The 16,569-nt window shown below is 58.4% G+C and carries 17 protein-coding genes; 4 read left to right on the forward strand and 13 right to left on the reverse strand.

What is annotated here, in order from left to right; genetic code table 11:
* Window positions 1–468: 468 nt before the first annotated feature.
* From cspE to tatE, 4 genes are all read left to right on the forward strand, one after another.
* A complete protein-coding gene (gene cspE, locus C2E15_RS06365) occupies window positions 469–678 on the forward strand; it encodes a transcription antiterminator/RNA stability regulator CspE (RefSeq protein WP_038627478.1) in 210 nt (69 codons plus the stop codon).
* Window positions 679–1,021: 343 nt separating this feature from the next.
* Window positions 1,022–1,450, forward strand: a complete 429-nt coding sequence (locus C2E15_RS06370) for a GNAT family N-acetyltransferase (RefSeq protein ID WP_104956627.1) — start codon at window positions 1,022–1,024, stop codon at window positions 1,448–1,450.
* Between the two features lie 53 nt (window positions 1,451–1,503).
* Entirely contained in the window at window positions 1,504–2,301 is a 798-nt protein-coding gene (locus C2E15_RS06375) for a deaminated glutathione amidase (RefSeq protein ID WP_104956628.1), read from the forward strand.
* Window positions 2,302–2,445: 144 nt separating this feature from the next.
* Window positions 2,446–2,646, forward strand: coding sequence for a twin-arginine translocase subunit TatE (gene tatE, locus C2E15_RS06380; RefSeq protein WP_038627474.1), 201 nt, complete (start codon window positions 2,446–2,448; stop codon window positions 2,644–2,646).
* A gap of 332 nt (window positions 2,647–2,978) precedes the next feature.
* On the opposite strand, the gene lipA is transcribed toward tatE, so the two are convergent.
* From lipA to leuS, 13 genes are all read right to left on the reverse strand, one after another.
* Window positions 2,979–3,944: a lipoyl synthase gene (gene lipA, locus C2E15_RS06385; protein WP_104956629.1), complete on the reverse strand. Its 966-nt coding sequence runs from the start codon at window positions 3,942–3,944 to the stop codon at window positions 2,979–2,981.
* A gap of 172 nt (window positions 3,945–4,116) precedes the next feature.
* Window positions 4,117–4,776 carry a lipoyl(octanoyl) transferase LipB gene (gene lipB, locus C2E15_RS06390; protein ID WP_104956630.1) on the reverse strand — a complete coding sequence of 220 codons (660 nt, stop codon included), beginning with the start codon at window positions 4,774–4,776 and terminating at the stop codon, window positions 4,117–4,119.
* 81 nt (window positions 4,777–4,857) lie between these two features.
* Complete coding sequence (ybeD, locus tag C2E15_RS06395; protein ID WP_104956631.1) at window positions 4,858–5,121, reverse strand: DUF493 family protein YbeD; 264 nt, start codon at window positions 5,119–5,121, stop codon at window positions 4,858–4,860.
* A 100-nt stretch (window positions 5,122–5,221) separates the two neighbouring features.
* Window positions 5,222–6,433 carry a D-alanyl-D-alanine carboxypeptidase DacA gene (dacA, locus tag C2E15_RS06400; protein WP_104956632.1) on the reverse strand — a complete coding sequence of 404 codons (1,212 nt, stop codon included), beginning with the start codon at window positions 6,431–6,433 and terminating at the stop codon, window positions 5,222–5,224.
* Between the two features lie 130 nt (window positions 6,434–6,563).
* Window positions 6,564–7,646, reverse strand: a complete 1,083-nt coding sequence (rlpA, locus tag C2E15_RS06405; protein ID WP_104956633.1) for an endolytic peptidoglycan transglycosylase RlpA — start codon at window positions 7,644–7,646, stop codon at window positions 6,564–6,566.
* Between the two features lie 10 nt (window positions 7,647–7,656).
* Window positions 7,657–8,769, reverse strand: a complete 1,113-nt coding sequence (gene mrdB, locus C2E15_RS06410) for a peptidoglycan glycosyltransferase MrdB (RefSeq protein WP_104959100.1) — start codon at window positions 8,767–8,769, stop codon at window positions 7,657–7,659.
* Window positions 8,770–8,777: 8 nt separating this feature from the next.
* Window positions 8,778–10,682 (reverse strand): peptidoglycan DD-transpeptidase MrdA, encoded by a 1,905-nt coding sequence (gene mrdA, locus C2E15_RS06415; protein WP_104956634.1) that lies wholly within the window; start codon window positions 10,680–10,682, stop codon window positions 8,778–8,780.
* A gap of 33 nt (window positions 10,683–10,715) precedes the next feature.
* On the reverse strand, window positions 10,716–11,186 hold the full coding sequence (gene rlmH, locus C2E15_RS06420; RefSeq protein WP_038627459.1) for a 23S rRNA (pseudouridine(1915)-N(3))-methyltransferase RlmH: 471 nt from the start codon (window positions 11,184–11,186) through the stop codon (window positions 10,716–10,718).
* A 3-nt stretch (window positions 11,187–11,189) separates the two neighbouring features.
* Window positions 11,190–11,507, reverse strand: a complete 318-nt coding sequence (gene rsfS, locus C2E15_RS06425; RefSeq protein ID WP_104956635.1) for a ribosome silencing factor — start codon at window positions 11,505–11,507, stop codon at window positions 11,190–11,192.
* Between the two features lie 93 nt (window positions 11,508–11,600).
* The gene (nadD, locus tag C2E15_RS06430; RefSeq protein WP_104956636.1) at window positions 11,601–12,245 is read right to left on the reverse strand and encodes a nicotinate-nucleotide adenylyltransferase; all 645 of its coding nucleotides are present in this window, start codon (window positions 12,243–12,245) and stop codon (window positions 11,601–11,603) included.
* The gene (gene holA, locus C2E15_RS06435) at window positions 12,245–13,276 is read right to left on the reverse strand and encodes a DNA polymerase III subunit delta (RefSeq protein WP_104956637.1); all 1,032 of its coding nucleotides are present in this window, start codon (window positions 13,274–13,276) and stop codon (window positions 12,245–12,247) included. The genes nadD and holA overlap by 1 nt, the downstream gene beginning before the upstream one ends.
* Complete coding sequence (gene lptE, locus C2E15_RS06440) at window positions 13,273–13,875, reverse strand: LPS assembly lipoprotein LptE (RefSeq protein ID WP_104956638.1); 603 nt, start codon at window positions 13,873–13,875, stop codon at window positions 13,273–13,275. The genes holA and lptE overlap by 4 nt, the downstream gene beginning before the upstream one ends.
* 14 nt (window positions 13,876–13,889) lie before the next feature.
* A complete protein-coding gene (gene leuS, locus C2E15_RS06445) occupies window positions 13,890–16,472 on the reverse strand; it encodes a leucine--tRNA ligase (RefSeq protein ID WP_104956639.1) in 2,583 nt (860 codons plus the stop codon).
* Between the last annotated feature and the right edge of the window lie 97 nt (window positions 16,473–16,569).

Here is a 16,569-nt window from a genome sequence, read left to right on the forward strand (position 1 = left end):
GCAGAAGTTTTTCTGTGAGGTGCGTACGTGCCGCCGCAACAATATCGTTGCGCTGAGGCAGGAGGCCGCTAACGGCAGGCAGCGAAAAGCGGACGCTTTTCGCGGCGCGTCGAACTGTCAGCGCAGAGAGCGGTAAAAAGCGTAGCGGGTGAGCGGATAAACAGGCGCGACGGTAAAAAAAAGCGAAAAAAGCCGTTTTATTCTCTGTTCCGGCCAGGCGACAGCGAATCAGACCGTTTCGGTTGTTAAATGCTTTATCTTATAATCAGTTACGGAAATAAATAGTCTGGCCCTGTCAGCAATGCGGCTGGCCTGGGGCGGTTTTCAACGGCGTTAAAAGCGCCGGGCGTGAAAAAATAGAGATATTTATCACTTTTTCTTCACGACGCACTGGACAAAAGGCGCAGCAATTGCTGTACTTAACCCCGACACAGTTTAGTGTCCATTTTTCATGTAAAGGTAATATAGATGTCCAAGATCAAAGGTAACGTTAAGTGGTTTAATGAGTCCAAAGGATTCGGCTTCATTACTCCGGAAGATGGCAGCAAAGACGTATTCGTACACTTCTCTGCTATCCAGAGCAATGGTTTCAAAACTCTGGCTGAAGGTCAGCGCGTAGAGTTCGAAATCACTGACGGCGCAAAAGGCCCATCTGCTGCTAACGTTATCGCTCTGTAAGTTAACAGTCAGAATTTTAAAAACCCGCCTTCAGGCGGGTTTTTTTTGGCCTGAATTCAGCGATAGACATACAGGGCGACGAAAAAAATCAGGGAAACACAGCTCAGCATTAACGCAAAAAGTTCAGAAAAGCACTGCGGCACCAGATCTTTCATATCATCCTCCCCTTATCACCCTTTTGCTCAGTTTGGCAGCGCAAGATTAAGGAAACATTAATTGTTGCGTCGCTGCACAGAAAAAGCTTTCGTCACGTTTTGCAACCACCATTGTCTTGCCTCAACGCCTGCGCTACGGCTATAAAACAGATAACCCCAACGCGCCTGGCGCACCTGAAGGAGTCGCCATGAATATTCGCCCGGCTCAGGCTGAAGACAGCTTTGCTCTTATCTCGCTACTCAATGAACTGGGCTACGGTGATACCGGTAGCTTTATGGACAGGCGCCTGCGGCAACTAATCGATCATCCCGATGAGGTGTTGCTGGTGGCGGAAGATCGGCAAACGGTGCTGGGCTTTTTGTCGCTGCACTTTATCCCTCAGCTGGCGCTGGAGGGCGACTTTGCCCGCATCAGCTATTTCTGTATTGCGGAAGGCGAGCGCAGTAAAGGGCTGGGGCAGCATTTGCTGCGCCACGCCGAGCAGCTGGCGCGCGATCGCGGCTGCGATCGTCTTGAAGTTCACTGCCATGAGAAACGCCTTAAGGCCAATCAGTTTTACGCGCGTGAAAACTATCTCGAATCGCCGCGCTATCTGATTAAACAGCTGATTCCCTGATGCCTGCCGCTATGGGCGCTGTAAGGCCGCCTGCGCCGCCGGAAGGAGAGAAGATGAAAGTCGCGATGGGGCAATTCGCCGTAAGCCGTGAATGGCGCGAAAATGCCGCCACCTGCAGCCGTCTGATGCATCAGGCGCAGGAGCAGGGCGCTGCGCTGCTGGTGCTGCCTGAGGCGGTGCTGGCGACCGATATGCATGACCCTGGGCTTGCGGTGCGCGAGGCGCAGCCGCTCGATGGCCCGTTTATTGCCGGGCTGTTGTCGGTAAGCCGCGGCACGACGTTGACCACCATACTGACCCTCTATATTCCGGACGGCCCGGCGCGCGCGATTAACGCCCAGCTGGCGATACGGGACGGCGAGATTGTTGCCCGCTACGATAAGCTGCACCTTTATGATGCCTTTACGATGCAGGAGTCTCAGCGGGTTTCCGCCGGCCATACCGTGCCGCCGCTGGTGGATGTCGGTGCCATGAAGGTGGGGATGATGACCTGCTATGACCTTCGCTTTCCGGAGCTGGCGCGCCGCCTGGCGCTGGACGGTGCCGATCTGCTGGTACTGCCTTCCGCCTGGGTCAGAGGGCCGTTAAAAGAGATGCACTGGGAAGTGCTGGCGACCGCACGGGCGCTGGAGAACACCTGCTATCTGATGGCAGTGGGCGAGTGCGGCCCGCGCAATATCGGCAGCAGCCTGATTGTCGATCCGCTGGGCGTGGTTATCGCGCGCGCCGCAGAGAGCGAAGCGCTGGTCTTCGCCGAGCTGGATGCAGAACGTCTGGCCAGCGCGCGGCGTATGCTGCCGGTGCTGGAGAACCGTCGTTTCGCCCGGCCTGAGCTGAACCAGGAGACCTGAAGGCGGCCGGCAGGTATAAGCTGCGCCGTCCGCGCCGCGCTGAAGGAAAAAAATTAGTAATCTGTTACATGTCGCTGTTGTATTAATCAGCGTTCTGCGCGTTAATAGCGGCAGTTGTCTTCCCTGTTAATGTAAGAAGGTGTTATGGAAGGTATCAGTATTGCCAAGTTGCTGGTTATCGGTGCGTTGATCGTACTGTTATTTGGCACCAATAAACTCCGTTCGCTGGGTGGCGATTTAGGCGCCGCCATTAAAGGCTTTAAGAAAGCGATGAAGGATGAGGATACGGCGGCACCGGCTAAGGCTGAAGAGATGCCGGCGGAGCGCGTTACCCACAAAGAGTAATCTCTGCGGCGTTAGGTTACAAAATGTAACCTGCTTGTCAGATAAAAAGCCAGCGCTTGCTGGCTTTTATTATGGGCGCTATTCTGCTTCTGCTTCTGCTTCTGCTTCTGCTTCTGCTTCTGCTTCTGCTTCTGCTTCTGCTTCTGCTTCTGCTTCTGCTTCTGCTTCTGTGCCATTTTTCCGCGCTCGCGTCGTTCAGGCTTAGTCTGTGGCTGGTTCCTTATTCTTTGTTCCTTTCCTGATGCCGGTTCACTGCGCGCCGTATGGGCTTTGCCACCGGCATAAAAAAACGCAGCCGAAGCTGCGTTTTTTAAACGGCACGGAGCGAAGCGTTACTTCACTTCCAGTCCCTTGGCCTGCAAATCGGCGTGATAAGATGAGCGCACAAAAGGTCCGCAGGCAGCATGGGTAAAGCCCATCGCCATCGCCTCTTCTTTCATCTCATCAAACTCCGCCGGGCTGACGTAGCGCTGCACCGGGAGGTGGTGACGGCTCGGCTGCAGATACTGGCCCAGCGTCAGCATCGTCACGCCGTGACGGCGTAGATCGCGCATCACTTCAACGATTTCGGCATTGGTTTCGCCCAGGCCGACCATCAAACCAGACTTGGTCGGAATATCCGGGTGCGCCTCTTTAAAACGCTCCAGCAGCTTTAGTGACCAGTCATAGTTGGCGCCGGGACGCACCTGACGATACAGGCGCGGCACGTTTTCCAGGTTGTGGTTAAACACGTCCGGCGGCGTGGCGGTCAGGATTTCCAGCGCGCGGTCCATACGGCCGCGGAAGTCAGGCACCAGGGTTTCGATTCTGATCGTTGGATTTTTTTCGCGAATCGCGCTGATGCAGTCGGCAAAGTGCTGCGCGCCGCCGTCACGCAGATCGTCGCGGTCTACGGAGGTGACCACCACGTAGCGCAGGCCCATATCGGCGATGGTCTGCGCCAGTTTGGCCGGCTCGTTGCTGTCGGGCGTTAACGGGCGGCCGTGCGCCACGTCGCAGAACGGGCAGCGACGGGTGCAGATGGCGCCGAGGATCATAAAGGTCGCGGTGCCATGGTTAAAGCATTCCGCAAGGTTAGGGCAGGAGGCCTCTTCACAGACAGAGTGCAGACCGTTTTTACGCATCGCCGCCTTGATCCCCTGAATACGGCTGGAATCGGCGGGCAGCTTGATTTTCATCCACTCCGGCTTGCGTAACAACTCCTGACGCTCGGTGACCACGGTCTTCACCGGGATTAACGCCATTTTATCTGCGTCGCGATACTTAACGCCGCGTTCCATCTGAATCGGTTTACTCATAAGCGTGCAGTTTCCAGGTTGGATTGCAGTTTGAAAAGAGGCCGTAACTCAATGAGTCGTTTGCTTTTTCAACTTTATTTGAAAAAATCGCAAAAATTATATCATTTCAGCGCCTGACAAACAGCCTGCCGGACGGCGAAAACGTTGCAAAATTGTAAAGTCGCACGCACGGTTACAACAGATCGAGTCCGTCGGCAGGCTGCCAGCTGGCTGACGGGATCGCCAGCTGATGCAAAAATTGCTCAACCAATACCGGCTGCACCTCTGCGGGCGTAACGCCTGCGCGCCAGGCGCTGAGCTGCGTCATCTCCAGCCCGGCGTAGCCGCACGGGTTGATGCGCAGAAAGGGCGCCAGATCCATCGCGATATTCAGCGCCAGGCCGTGAAATGAGCATCCCTGACGAATGCGCAGGCCGAGAGAGCAGATTTTTTTCCCCTCGACATAGACGCCGGGCGCATCAGGACGCGCATAGGCCTCGACAGCATAATGCGTCAGCGTATCGACTACCGTCTGCTCGATGGCGGTCACCAGCTGACGCACGCCCAGCTTGCGCCGCTTTAGATCGATCAACACATACATGACCTGCTGACCGGGGCCGTGATAGGTAACCTGGCCGCCGCGATCGCTCTGGACGACCGGAATATCACCGGGCATCAGCAGATGCTCCGCCTTACCGGCCTGGCCCTGGGTGAAAACCGGGTGATGTTCCACCAGCCACAGCTCGTCCGGCGTATCGGCGTCGCGTCGGTCAGTAAACTGATGCATTGCAAGAGAGACGGGTTCCCAGGGGCGCAGGCCCAGCTGGCGAACAATAAGGGGAGGCTGCTGCAAAACGTGCTTTCCGCGTCAGAGAAAGAGGGAAGTATAACGCCGGCCGTGGGCGAGTACTACCCGCCCTGGCCGGTAAAGGCGTTACAACACCATGCGTACGATCTCAATATTACCCAGCTCTTCATAGAGCGTTTCAATTTGCTCGATATGAGTCGCGTTAATGGTAATAGAGACGGAGTGGTAGTTGCCTTTGCTGCTCGGTTTCACGTCGGGGGTATAGTCGCCCGGCGCGTGACGCTGCACCACCTCTACCACGTGATCGACCAGCTCCGGTTGCGCCAGTCCCATGACTTTGTAGGTAAAGGAACAGGGGAATTCGAGCAGTTCATTCAGTTTGGTTTTCATATGGACTCCGGTGCGAAAAAAAGACTCCCGCCGTGGCGGGAGTATACTGATACTCAGGTTATATGGGCAACGGGCGCCAATATCAATGGCTGGCCGTCTGTTAGCCGAACCAGTGGTGGAACATCAGTTTGATGTAATCGACGATACGGCTGAAGAAGCCGCCTTCCGGCACTTCGTTCAGCACCACCAGCGGGCGCTGTTCGATGGTTTTGCCATCCAGCTGGAAGTTAATGGTGCCGACCACCTGGTTTTTCTGCAGCGGCGCGTGCAGTTCGGTGTTGCTCAGCACGTAGCTGGCCTTAAGATCTTTCATCCGGCCGCGCGGAATGGTCAGATACATATCTTTATTGACGCCCAGCTGAACGCGATCGCTGTTGCCGAACCATACCGGCTCAGAGGCGAACTCTTTGCCCGCCTTCAGCGGCGCGACGGTTTCAAAGAAGCGGAAGCCCCAGGTCAGCAGTTTTTTACTTTCGATCTCGCGGCCTTTAAACGTATGGCCGCCCATCACCGCTGAAATCAGGCGCATCTGGCCTTCCGTCGCGGAGGCGACCAGGTTATAGCCGGCGGAAGCCGTGTGACCGGTTTTAATGCCGTCGACGTTCAGGCTGGTATCCCACAGCAGGCCGTTGCGGTTGGTCTGGCGGATATTGTTGAAGGTGAACTCTTTCTCTTTATAGACCGCATACTCTTCCGGCACGTCGCGGATCAGCGCCTGGCCGATCAGCGCCATATCGCGCGGCGAGCTGTACTGGCCTTCGGCATCCAGGCCGTGAACCGTCTGGAAGTGGGTATTCTGCAGGCCCAGCGCCTTAACGTAGTTATTCATCAGACCGACAAACGCATCCTGGCTGCCCGCCACGTAGTCCGCCATCGCCACGCAGGCGTCGTTGCCGGACTGCAGCACGATGCCGCGCGTCAGCTGGGAAACCGGCACGCGATCGCCCGGCTTCAGGAACATCAGCGAGGAGCCGCGGAACACCGGATTCCCGGTCGCCCAGGCATCCTGGCCGACGGTAACGATATCATCCTGATGGATTTTGCCCGCTTTGATCGCCTGGCCGATAACGTAGCTGGTCATCATTTTGGTCAGGCTGGCCGGATCGCGACGCGCGTCGGCATTTTTCTCAGCCAGCACCTTCCCGGAGTTGTAGTCGATAAGGATATAGGCTTCTGCGTCGATATCCGGCACGCCAGGGATCATCGTCTTGATATTAACGTCTTCGGCCAGTGCGGCCTGACTCAGGCTCAGGGCAATCACGGTGCCCGCCGCCAGGCGCTTAAAATAGTGACAGGTTTTCAGCGTATTCATGTTAGGGACAACAACATCCGTGGAGGTTAGTGAAAAAAGTGCCTTACTATAGCAAAAGGCGTTTTGGCCGGCATCCAACTTCGCGCTGACAAAATACACAGCGCCAGCGCAAGGTGGCTGCCGTTAAGCGTTACATGCCGCTCTGGGTCGCGGTGATAAAGGATTGCTGATTCGCTTCGCTGAGCAGACGCTGCTGCAGCGCCGCCGCCTGCTGACGCGAGGCGAACGGGCCGAGCTGCACACGATAGAGCTTCCCGCTGGGCGCGACAGCGCCCGGCACGCCGAACTGCGATTTCAGCTTGTCGGCCCACTGGCTGGCGCGTCCGGCGTCGCTTAACGCGCCGACCTGCACCACATAGTTGCCGGCGGCGGCAGGCGCGGCGGCAGCGGCCGCCGGGGCAGCCACCGTTGCCGGCGCGGCCGGGGTTTCCGGCTCGCTGCCTTCCAGCACGCCCGCATGCAGCGGCGTCGGCGCGCCGAGGAAACCGCTGCTGCGCACCGGCGCTCCCATCTGGTCATTGCTGGTCAGCGTGCTGTTGTCTACCGGCTGAATATCCTGCGTCTGCCCGCCTGCCGCTGCTGAGGCGGCCGCGCCGCCGCCCATGACCATCATGCCGCCGCCAATATCGGGACGCGACGGCAGCGCGTAACTCTGCTTCGCTACCACGGTGCCGATGGTGCCGGGACCGGAGAGGCTGCCATCAGGCGCGACCTTAATGTAATCGATGCGCACACGGGTATTATTCGACATATTCAGCCTGTCGCCCGCCGCGCGCGACAGATCGATGATCCGTCCCGGCGTATAAGGGCCGCGATCGTTGACGCGCACCACCAGCTGACGGCCATTGGCGAGGTTAGTCACACGCACATAGCTGGGCAGCGGCAGGGTAGGGTGCGCGGCGGTCAACGCCTCGGGATCGAAGGCTTCGCCCGTGGCGGTACGCGTGCCGTTGGCCTCTTCGCCATACCAGGCCGCCAGCCCGGTTTCGCTGTAGTTGGAGGGATCCTGCATAATCTTGTAGGTTTTGCCGTTAACGCTGTAATCCTGACTGGTCGCAGGATTGATCGGCTCGTAGCGCGGCTCGACGCCGCCAATTTCCACCACCGGGCCGTTATAGGCCGGCTGCTGCGGCGCCGGCGCCTGCTGTTCTGTTGTTGTACAGGCGGCTAACAGCAGCGAGGCTGCACCCACCCAAAGCCAATCCTTACGCATCGAGAGCCTCTTAAACGCTTTTAGACAATAATTTGCGGTGTGTGTGGATCGACATCACGATGCCGAATCCCGCCATCAATACAATCAACGCCGATCCGCCGTAGCTCACCAGCGGCAGCGGTACGCCGACCACCGGTAAGATACCACTTACCATGCCGATATTAACGAAAACGTAAACAAACAAAATCAGCATCAGGCCACCGGCCATCACGCGGCCAAAGGTGGTTTGCGCCCGGGCGGCGATAATCAGGCCGCGCATAATCAGCAGCAGATAGAGCGCCAACAGGATCAGCACACCCACCAGCCCCAGCTCCTCCGCCAGTACGGCGAAAATAAAGTCGGTATGGCGCTCCGGCAGAAACTCCAGCTGCGACTGGGTGCCGTGCAGCCAGCCTTTGCCGCGCAGCCCGCCGGAGCCGATGGCGATTTTTGACTGAATAATATGGTAGCCGGCACCCAGCGGGTCGCTTTCCGGATCGAGCAGCATCATCACGCGATCGCGCTGATAATCATGCATCAAAAAGAACCACAGCACCGGAATAAAGGCGGCGACCAGCAGCACGGCGATGCCGATCAGCTTCCAGCTCATGCCGGATAAAAACAGCACGAACAGGCCGGAGGCGGCAATCAGAATCGAGGTGCCGAGGTCAGGCTGCGCCGCAACCAGCAGCGTCGGCATAAAGATCAGCACCAGCGCGATGCCGGTGTTTTTCAGCGTCGGCGGGCAGACGTCGCGGTTGATAAAGCGTGCCACCATCAGCGGTACGGCGATTTTGGCGATCTCCGAAGGCTGAAAGCGCACCACGCCGAGATCGAGCCAGCGCTGCGCCCCTTTACTGATATGGCCGAAGGCGTCCACCGCCACCAGCAGCACCACGCAGACCATATACAAATAGGGCGCCCAGCCTTCATAAACGCGCGGCGGCACCTGCGCCAGCGCCACCATCACCGCCAGGCCCATAAAGATCTGGCCGATTTTGCGCTCCATCATGCCGGGGTCCTGGCCGCTGGCGCTCCACATCACGAACGCGCTGTAAATCAGCAGGCAGGCGATGATGATCAGGAACAGCGGATCGATATGTATCTTGGTCCAGATCGATTTTTTCTGGGGACTATCGTTCATGGACATCGTTATTCACCTTCATAACCGGGCGGTGTCGGCGCGGCTTCCGGCAGCGCCGTATTGTTATCGCCTAACATAATATGGTCGAGAATCTGACGCATCACGGTCCCTACCGCCGGACCGGCGCCGCCGTTCTCCAGAATCATCGTCACCGCGACACGCGGCTTATCGTATGGGGCGAACGCCGTCATCAACTTATGGTCGCGCAGACGTTCAGCGATTTTATGCGCGTTATAGGTTTCATTCTCTTTCAGACCGAAAACCTGCGCGGTACCCGATTTTGCGGCAATTTTATAGGGCGCGTCGGCAAAGCTTTTATGGGCGGTGCCGTTGGCGCGGTTTGCGACACCGTACATGCCGTCTTTAGCGATTTCCCAGTAGCCAGAGTGAATATCGCCGATAGGCGTCGCCGCCGGCTGGCGGTAGGGCACCAGCAGATTATTTTCGCGCGTGGCGCGCAGCAGGTGCGGGGTTTTAATCACGCCGTCGTTAATCAGGATCATCAACGCCTTGTTCATCTGCAGCGGCGTTGCCGTCCAGTAGCCCTGACCGATGCCCACCGGAATGGTATCGCCCTGATACCACGGCTTTTTGAAGCGCTTCATTTTCCATTCGCGCGTCGGCATGTTGCCGGGATTTTCCTGCGGCAAATCGATGCCGGTGCGCTCGCCGTAGCCGAACTTATTCATCCACTCTGACAGGCGGTCGATACCCATATCGTAGGCAACCTGATAGAAGAAGGTATCCGCCGATTCTTCCAGCGATTTGGTGACGTTCAGGCGGCCATGGCCCCATTTTTTCCAGTCGCGGTAGCGCTTTTCCGAGCCGGGCAGTTGCCACCAGCCGGGATCGAACAGGCTGGTATTGCGGTTGATCACCCCTGCGCTGAGCGCCGAAACGGCAACGTAAGGTTTGACCGTCGAGGCGGGCGGGTAGGCGGCCTGAATGGCGCGGTTATAGAGCGGGCGGTTCTCATCCTGCAGCAGCCCTTTGTAATCTTTGCTTGAGATGCCGTCGACAAACAGGTTCGGATCGTAGCTGGGCGTCGAGACCATCGCCAGAATCTCGCCGGTGCGCGGATCGCTTACCACCACGGCGGCGCGGCTGCCCGCCAGCAGGGTTTCGATATACTGCTGCAGCTTCAAATCGATAGTCAGCCAGATATCGCGGCCAGCCTGCGGCGACTGCTCATGCAGCTGACGGATCACGCGGCCGCGGTTATTGACTTCCACCTCTTCATAGCCGGTTTTGCCGTGCAGCACATCTTCATAATAGTTTTCGATGCCCAGCTTGCCGATATCGTGCGTAGCGGCGTAGTTCGGCCATTTGCCCTCTTTATCGAGGCGCGCAACGTCACGATCGTTGATTTTAGAGACGTAGCCGACCACATGGGTCAGGGTCTGACCATAGGGGTAGTAGCGCCGTTGATAGCCTTTGACCTCGACACCCGGGAAACGGTACTGATTGACCGCGAAACGCGCCACCTGCACATCGTTAAGGGCGGTTTTCAGGGCAATCGAGGTGAAGCGCCGCGAACGCTTGCGCTCTTTTTCGAAGTTATCTATATCGTCGTCGGTGAGGTCAAGTACCGGCCGCAGATCCTGCAGCGTCTGCTTCAGGTTATCGACCTTTTCGGGCACCAGCTCCGCCTGATAGATAGTGCGGTTCAGCGCCAGCGCTACGCCGTTGCGGTCATAGATAATGCCGCGGCTCGGCGCCACCGGCACCAGCTTAATGCGGTTTTGATTAGAACGGGTGCTGTAATCTTCGAAGCGTAGGATCTGCAGGTGATACAGATTGACGACCAGAATACCGGAGAGCAGCAAAATGCCGACGAAAGCGAGCAGCGCTCGCCGTACGAAAAGTGTCTGCTCGGCCGTGTAGTCACGAAAAGAGTTGCGTTGAGATTTCATCCGCTGTTCGGTTGTCCGGTTTGCCTTATCGGATTATTCACGGTGATAAGGATGATTCGCAGTGATGCTCCATGCACGATACAGGCTTTCTGCGACCAACACGCGTACCAGCGGATGAGGCAGCGTCAGCGCGGAAAGCGACCAGCTTTGTTCTGCAGCGGCTTTGCAGGCCGGCGCCAGCCCTTCGGGACCGCCGATCAGCAGGCTGACGTCGCGGCCATCCTGCTTCCAGCGCTCCAGCTGTTGAGCCAGCTGCGGCGTTTCCCAGGGTTGCCCCGGGATATCCAGCGTGACAATCCGGTTGCCTTTGCCTACCGCCGCCAGCATCGCTTCGCCTTCTTTTTCGAGGATACGTTTGATATCCGCGTTCTTACCGCGTTTACCCGCTGTGACTTCAGTCAGCTCCAGCGGCATATCCTTTGGAAAGCGGCGCAGGTATTCCATAAAGCCGGTTTGAACCCAGTCCGGCATTTTGGTGCCTACGGCGACAAGCTGCAACTTCACGGCTTAGCTCCAGAGCTTTTCCAGCTCATACAGGTGACGGCTCTCTTCCTGCATGACGTGAACAATAACCTCACCGAGATCGACCACGACCCAGTCAGCGGCGGTTTTGCCTTCCGTGCCGAGCGGGATCAGGCCAGCGGCGCGCGATGCTTCCATCACGTGATCGGCAATGGACATCACATGACGCGAAGAGGTGCCGGTACAGATAATCATGCAATCGGTGATGCTGGATTTACCCTGCACGTCGAGAGAAACGATATCCTGACCTTTCAGATCATCAATCTTATCAATAACGAAGTCTTGGAGTGCTTTACCTTGCAAAAGGTTCCCCCTTGGGTAACTGTTTCTGTTAACGGTCAGGCGCGCCGAAGCGGGCGCCTGAAAAATTTAGCGGCGCAGTATACCATGCGCTTATCAAGGGCGATATAAGCCCTGACGATTGATATAGTCGATAACGGCGGCGGGCAGCAAGTCATCGCAGGGCATGCCCTGATGACGACGCTGACGAATATCGGTGGCCGATACCGGCACCAGCGGCGTATCCGCCAGCCAGATCAGACCGGCGGGCTGGCGGTGCAGCGCTTCGGCGTCAGTGGTTTGATGTTGCGTCAGCCACTGCTGCAGCGCCGGCGTCGGCATGGTGCCGGGATAGCCGGGGCGCTGGCAGACCAGCAGATGGCAGAGATCAAGCAGCGCCTCCCAGCGATGCCACTTGTGCAGGCTGAGCAGCGAATCCTGACCGATGATAAAGGCCAGCGGCTGTTGCGCGCCGCGTTCCGCGCGCAGCTGCTCCAGCGTTTCCACCGTCCACGAGGGCGTTTGCCGCATCAGCTCGCGCGTATCGAGATTAAACAGCGGGCGATCGGCGATCGCCAGCTCTACCATCGCCACGCGCTGCGCTGCGCTCGCTTCCGGCTGCGGCCGGTGCGGCGGCACATTGTTCGGCAGCAGCGTCACCTGACGCAGGCCAACCTGATGCGCCAGCGCCTCAACCGTCTGCAGATGGCCGTAGTGGATGGGATCGAACGTGCCGCCGAATAGCGCCTGAAGTGAAACCATTAAAATTCCCCTAATTCTGCCGGTAGCGCTTTATTGCAGAGTAACAGCGAAAGGGTTTCCAGTTCCGGCCAGAGACGCTGGCCATAATCCTGTTTTAGCGTGATCTCCAGACGGGTCAGCAACTGAATCGCCTGGCGGATCTGCAAAAGCGAGAGGCGCTGCAGCGCCTCGCTAAACAGCGGGCGCCGGTTCTGCCAGACGCGATGCTGATCGAACAGGGCGCGCAGCGGCGTTTTTTCCTGCTGACGCTGCAAGGTCAGCAGCAGCAGCAGTTCGCGCTGCAGGGTGCGGATCAGGATCACCGGCTCGCTCTCTTCCGCCGCGAGCTGGCGCAAAATGTGCAGCGCGCGTTTGCTTTTGCCCGCCAGCAGCGCGTCGACCCAGTGGAACGGCGTAAAATGCGCGGCATCGCTGACCGCCTGTTCAACGCGCGGCAGCGTCAGTTTGCCGTCCGGCCAGAGCAGGGAGAGGCGCTCCAGCGCCTGTGCCAGCGCCAGCAAATTGCCTTCGTAGCAGTAGCAGAGCAGCTGGCAGGCCGCTTCGTCCAGATCGAGTTTCATCGCTTTGGCGCGCGTGGCGACCCAGCGCGGCAGCTGGCCATGCTCTGGCGTGGCGCAGGGCACCAGTACCGCCTGGGCGCTGAAGGCTTTAAACCAGGCGCTGTTTTCCTGGGCTTTGGTTAAGCGGGCGCCGACGATCATCGGCAGAATATCGTTGTGCAGCAGCGTGCTGAGCTTTTCCAGCTGGGCGGCGATCGCCGCGTTGGGGCCGTTTTCCGGCAGCGTTAGCGTCAGCGTCTGGCGGCTGGCGAACAGGCTCATCGCCTGGCAGTTGCTGAACACGGCGTCCCAGTCGGTACTGTTATCCAGCACAACGTTGAAATGTTCGGTAAAGCCCTGCTGCTGCGCGCAGGCTTTGATGGCGTCATGACTTTCCTGCAGCAGCAGCGGTTCGTTGCCAATCAGCAGATAGCAGGCGCGCAGCCCCTCGCGGAGCTGCGCGTGCAGTTGTTCAGGGTAAATCCTGATCATTGCAGACTGGTGGCTGAAGAGGAGGAGACTTCCGGTGAATCCTCGCCCGGCGCCAGCACGTCCGGACCTGGCAGAGTCGTTTTATCGTTCAGCTGAGCGGCATGCACCGTCAGCAGTTTACGCACCAGCTGTTCGGCCAGACGCTGACGCATCTCATCGCGAATGATGTTCTGCTCAGCATCTTTCGCCAGCGCCGCCAGCGGGTTATCGAAGAAAGAACGATATACGGTGGCGCTGATCGGGTAGATCCCCTTCTGCGGCACCACGACCTGCGCGCTGACCGACATCACCATCGAGTATTCCGCCGTCACGCCGTTCTGAAACACCGAGGCGGTGTCACGGTTCTGGCGTTCGCCGGAGAGGCGCAGCGTCGGCAGGTCGGTACGGGTGCCGGCATCTTCCGCTTCTACAATAGTGATATTGTTCAGGCGCAGCTGCTGGCGCACGGTGCGCGCCAGCGGACCGTACGGGTCGCTGCTCTGTAATACCAGCGTGCGCAACTCATGCGGAACCTGAGTGGTGCTGCGCAGATGGAAACCGCACCCGGCGGTGACCAGCACCGCCAGGCCGAGTAAAAAGGTAAAAATCGGATGTCGCACAGTTCCTCCTGAACTTAACCCACAACCAGGTTAAGCAGTTTGCCCGGGACGTAAATCACTTTACGGATAGTGACGCCGTCCAGGTATTTCGCCACCAGATGTTCCTGCGCGGCACGCGCCTGAACCTGCTCCTGAGTAGCCTCCGCTGCCACGGTAATTTTACCGCGTACTTTGCCGTTAACCTGCACGACCACCAGCACGGAGTCTTCAACCATAGCGGATTCATCCGCAACCGGCCAGGGGGCGTTGTCGACGTCGCCTTCGCCGCCCAGCGCCTGCCACAGCGTAAAGCTGGCGTGCGGGGTGAACGGGTAGAGCATACGTACCACGGCCAGCAGCGCTTCCTGCAGCAGCGCGCGATCCTGCTCGCTCTCCTGCGGCGCGCGCGCCAGTTTGTTCATCAGCTCCATAATGGCGGCGATGGCGGTGTTGAAGGTCTGACGGCGGCCGATATCATCGGAGACCTTAGCGATGGTTTTGTGCAGATCGCGGCGCAGCGCTTTCTGATCGTCATTCAGGCCGTTCAGATCCAGCGCGGCGACAGCGCCTTTCTGGCTATGGTCGTAAACCAGTTTCCAGACGCGCTTCAGGAAGCGATTAGCGCCTTCCACGCCCGACTCCTGCCACTCCAGCGTCATTTCCGCCGGGGAGGCGAACATCATAAACAGACGCACCGTATCCGCGCCGTAACGCTCCACCATCAGCTGCGGGTCGATGCCGTTGTTTTTGGATTTCGACATTTTGCTCATGCCGGCGTAGATCACTTCGCGGCCTGAGGTGTCGACAGCCTTCACGATGCGGCCTTTCTCGTCGCGCTCGACGGTGACATCAACCGGAGAGACCCAGTTGCGCTCGCCGTTAACGCCCAGATAGTAGAAGGCGTCGGCCAGCACCATGCCCTGACACAGCAGGCGTTTCGCCGGCTCGTCGGAGTTGACCAGGCCCGCGTCGCGCAGCAGCTTGTGGAAGAAGCGGAAGTACATCAGGTGCATAATGGCGTGTTCGATGCCGCCGATATACTGGTCGACCGGCAGCCAGTAGTTCGCTGCAGCCGGATCAAGCATGCCTTTATCATAGTCAGGGCAGGTATAGCGTGCGTAGTACCAGGATGACTCCATAAAGGTATCGAAGGTATCGGTTTCGCGCAGCGCCGGCTGGCCGTTGACCGTAGTTTTAGCCCACTCCGGATCCGCTTTAATCGGGCTGGTGATACCGTCCATTACCACATCTTCCGGCAGCACTACCGGCAGCTGATCTTCCGGCGTCGGCATGACGGTGCCATCTTCCAGCGTCACCATCGGGATCGGGGCGCCCCAGTAGCGCTGACGGGAAACACCCCAGTCGCGCAGACGGTAGTTGACTTTGCGCACGCCGACGCCTTTTTCCGCCAGCTTATTGGCGATGGCGTTGAAGCCCGCTTCATGGTCGAGACCGTCAAACTCGCCGGAGTTAAACAGCGCGCCTTTTTCGGTCATCGCGGCGGCGCTGACGTCCGGCTCGCTGCCGTCCAGATTCAGCACTACCGGCTTGATCGGCAGATCGTATTTGGTGGCGAACTCCCAGTCGCGCTGGTCGTGCGCTGGCACCGCCATGACTGCGCCGGTGCCATATTCCATCAGCACAAAGTTCGCGACCCAGACCGGCACCTTATCGCCGCTCAGCGGGTGGATGGCGAACAGGCCGGTCGGCAGGCCTTTTTTCTCCATGGTGGCCATATCCGCTTCCGCCACCTTGGTGTTGCGGCATTCCGCGATAAAGTCGGCCAGCACCGGATTGTTCATCGCCGCCTGGGTCGCCAGCGGATGGCCCGCCGCCACGGCGACATAGGTTGCGCCCATAAAGGTGTCGGGACGGGTCGTGTAGACCGTGACTTTCTCTTCGCTTTCCGCCACCTCAAAGGTGATTTCAACCCCTTCAGAGCGGCCGATCCAGTTGCGCTGCATGGTTTTGACCTGTTCCGGCCACTCCTCCAGCTTGTCCAGATCGTTCAGCAGCTCGTCGGCGTAGTCGGTGATCTTGATAAACCACTGCGGGATCTCTTTCCGCTCGACTTTGGTGTCGCAGCGCCAGCAGCAGCCGTCGATAACCTGTTCGTTAGCCAGCACCGTCTGATCGTTCGGGCACCAGTTCACCGCCGAGGTTTTTTTATAAACCAGGCCTTTTTCATACAGTTTGGTAAAGAACCACTGTTCCCAACGGTAGTAATCGGGCTGACAGGTGGCCAGCTCGCGGCTCCAGTCATAGCCGAAACCCAGCAGCTTCAGCTGGTTCTTCATATAGTCGATATTGGCGTAGGTCCAGGGCGCGGGCGCCGTGTTGTTTTTAACCGCCGCGCCTTCCGCCGGCAGACCAAACGCATCCCAGCCGATCGGCTGCAGCACGTTTTTGCCCAGCATGCGCTGGTAGCGGGCGATCACATCGCCGATGGTGTAGTTGCGCACATGGCCCATATGTAGGCGGCCAGAAGGATAGGGCAGCATCGAGAGGCAGTAATATTTCTCTTTGCCTTCTTCTTCGGTCACTTTGAATGTCTGTTGGTCATCCCAGTGTTGCTGAACACGGGATTCTATCTCTTCCGGGCGGTATTGCTCTTGCATGGCAGCCTGTGGTCCTTTATGAATAGCGCGAAGCCTGAACGGTATAGATTAAGATCCGCATAGCATAGCCGATAAGGCTTTGCCGCAACAACACCTG

It is taken from the genome of Mixta gaviniae (assembly GCF_002953195.1).
Taxonomy (GTDB): Bacteria; Pseudomonadota; Gammaproteobacteria; order Enterobacterales; family Enterobacteriaceae; genus Mixta; species Mixta gaviniae.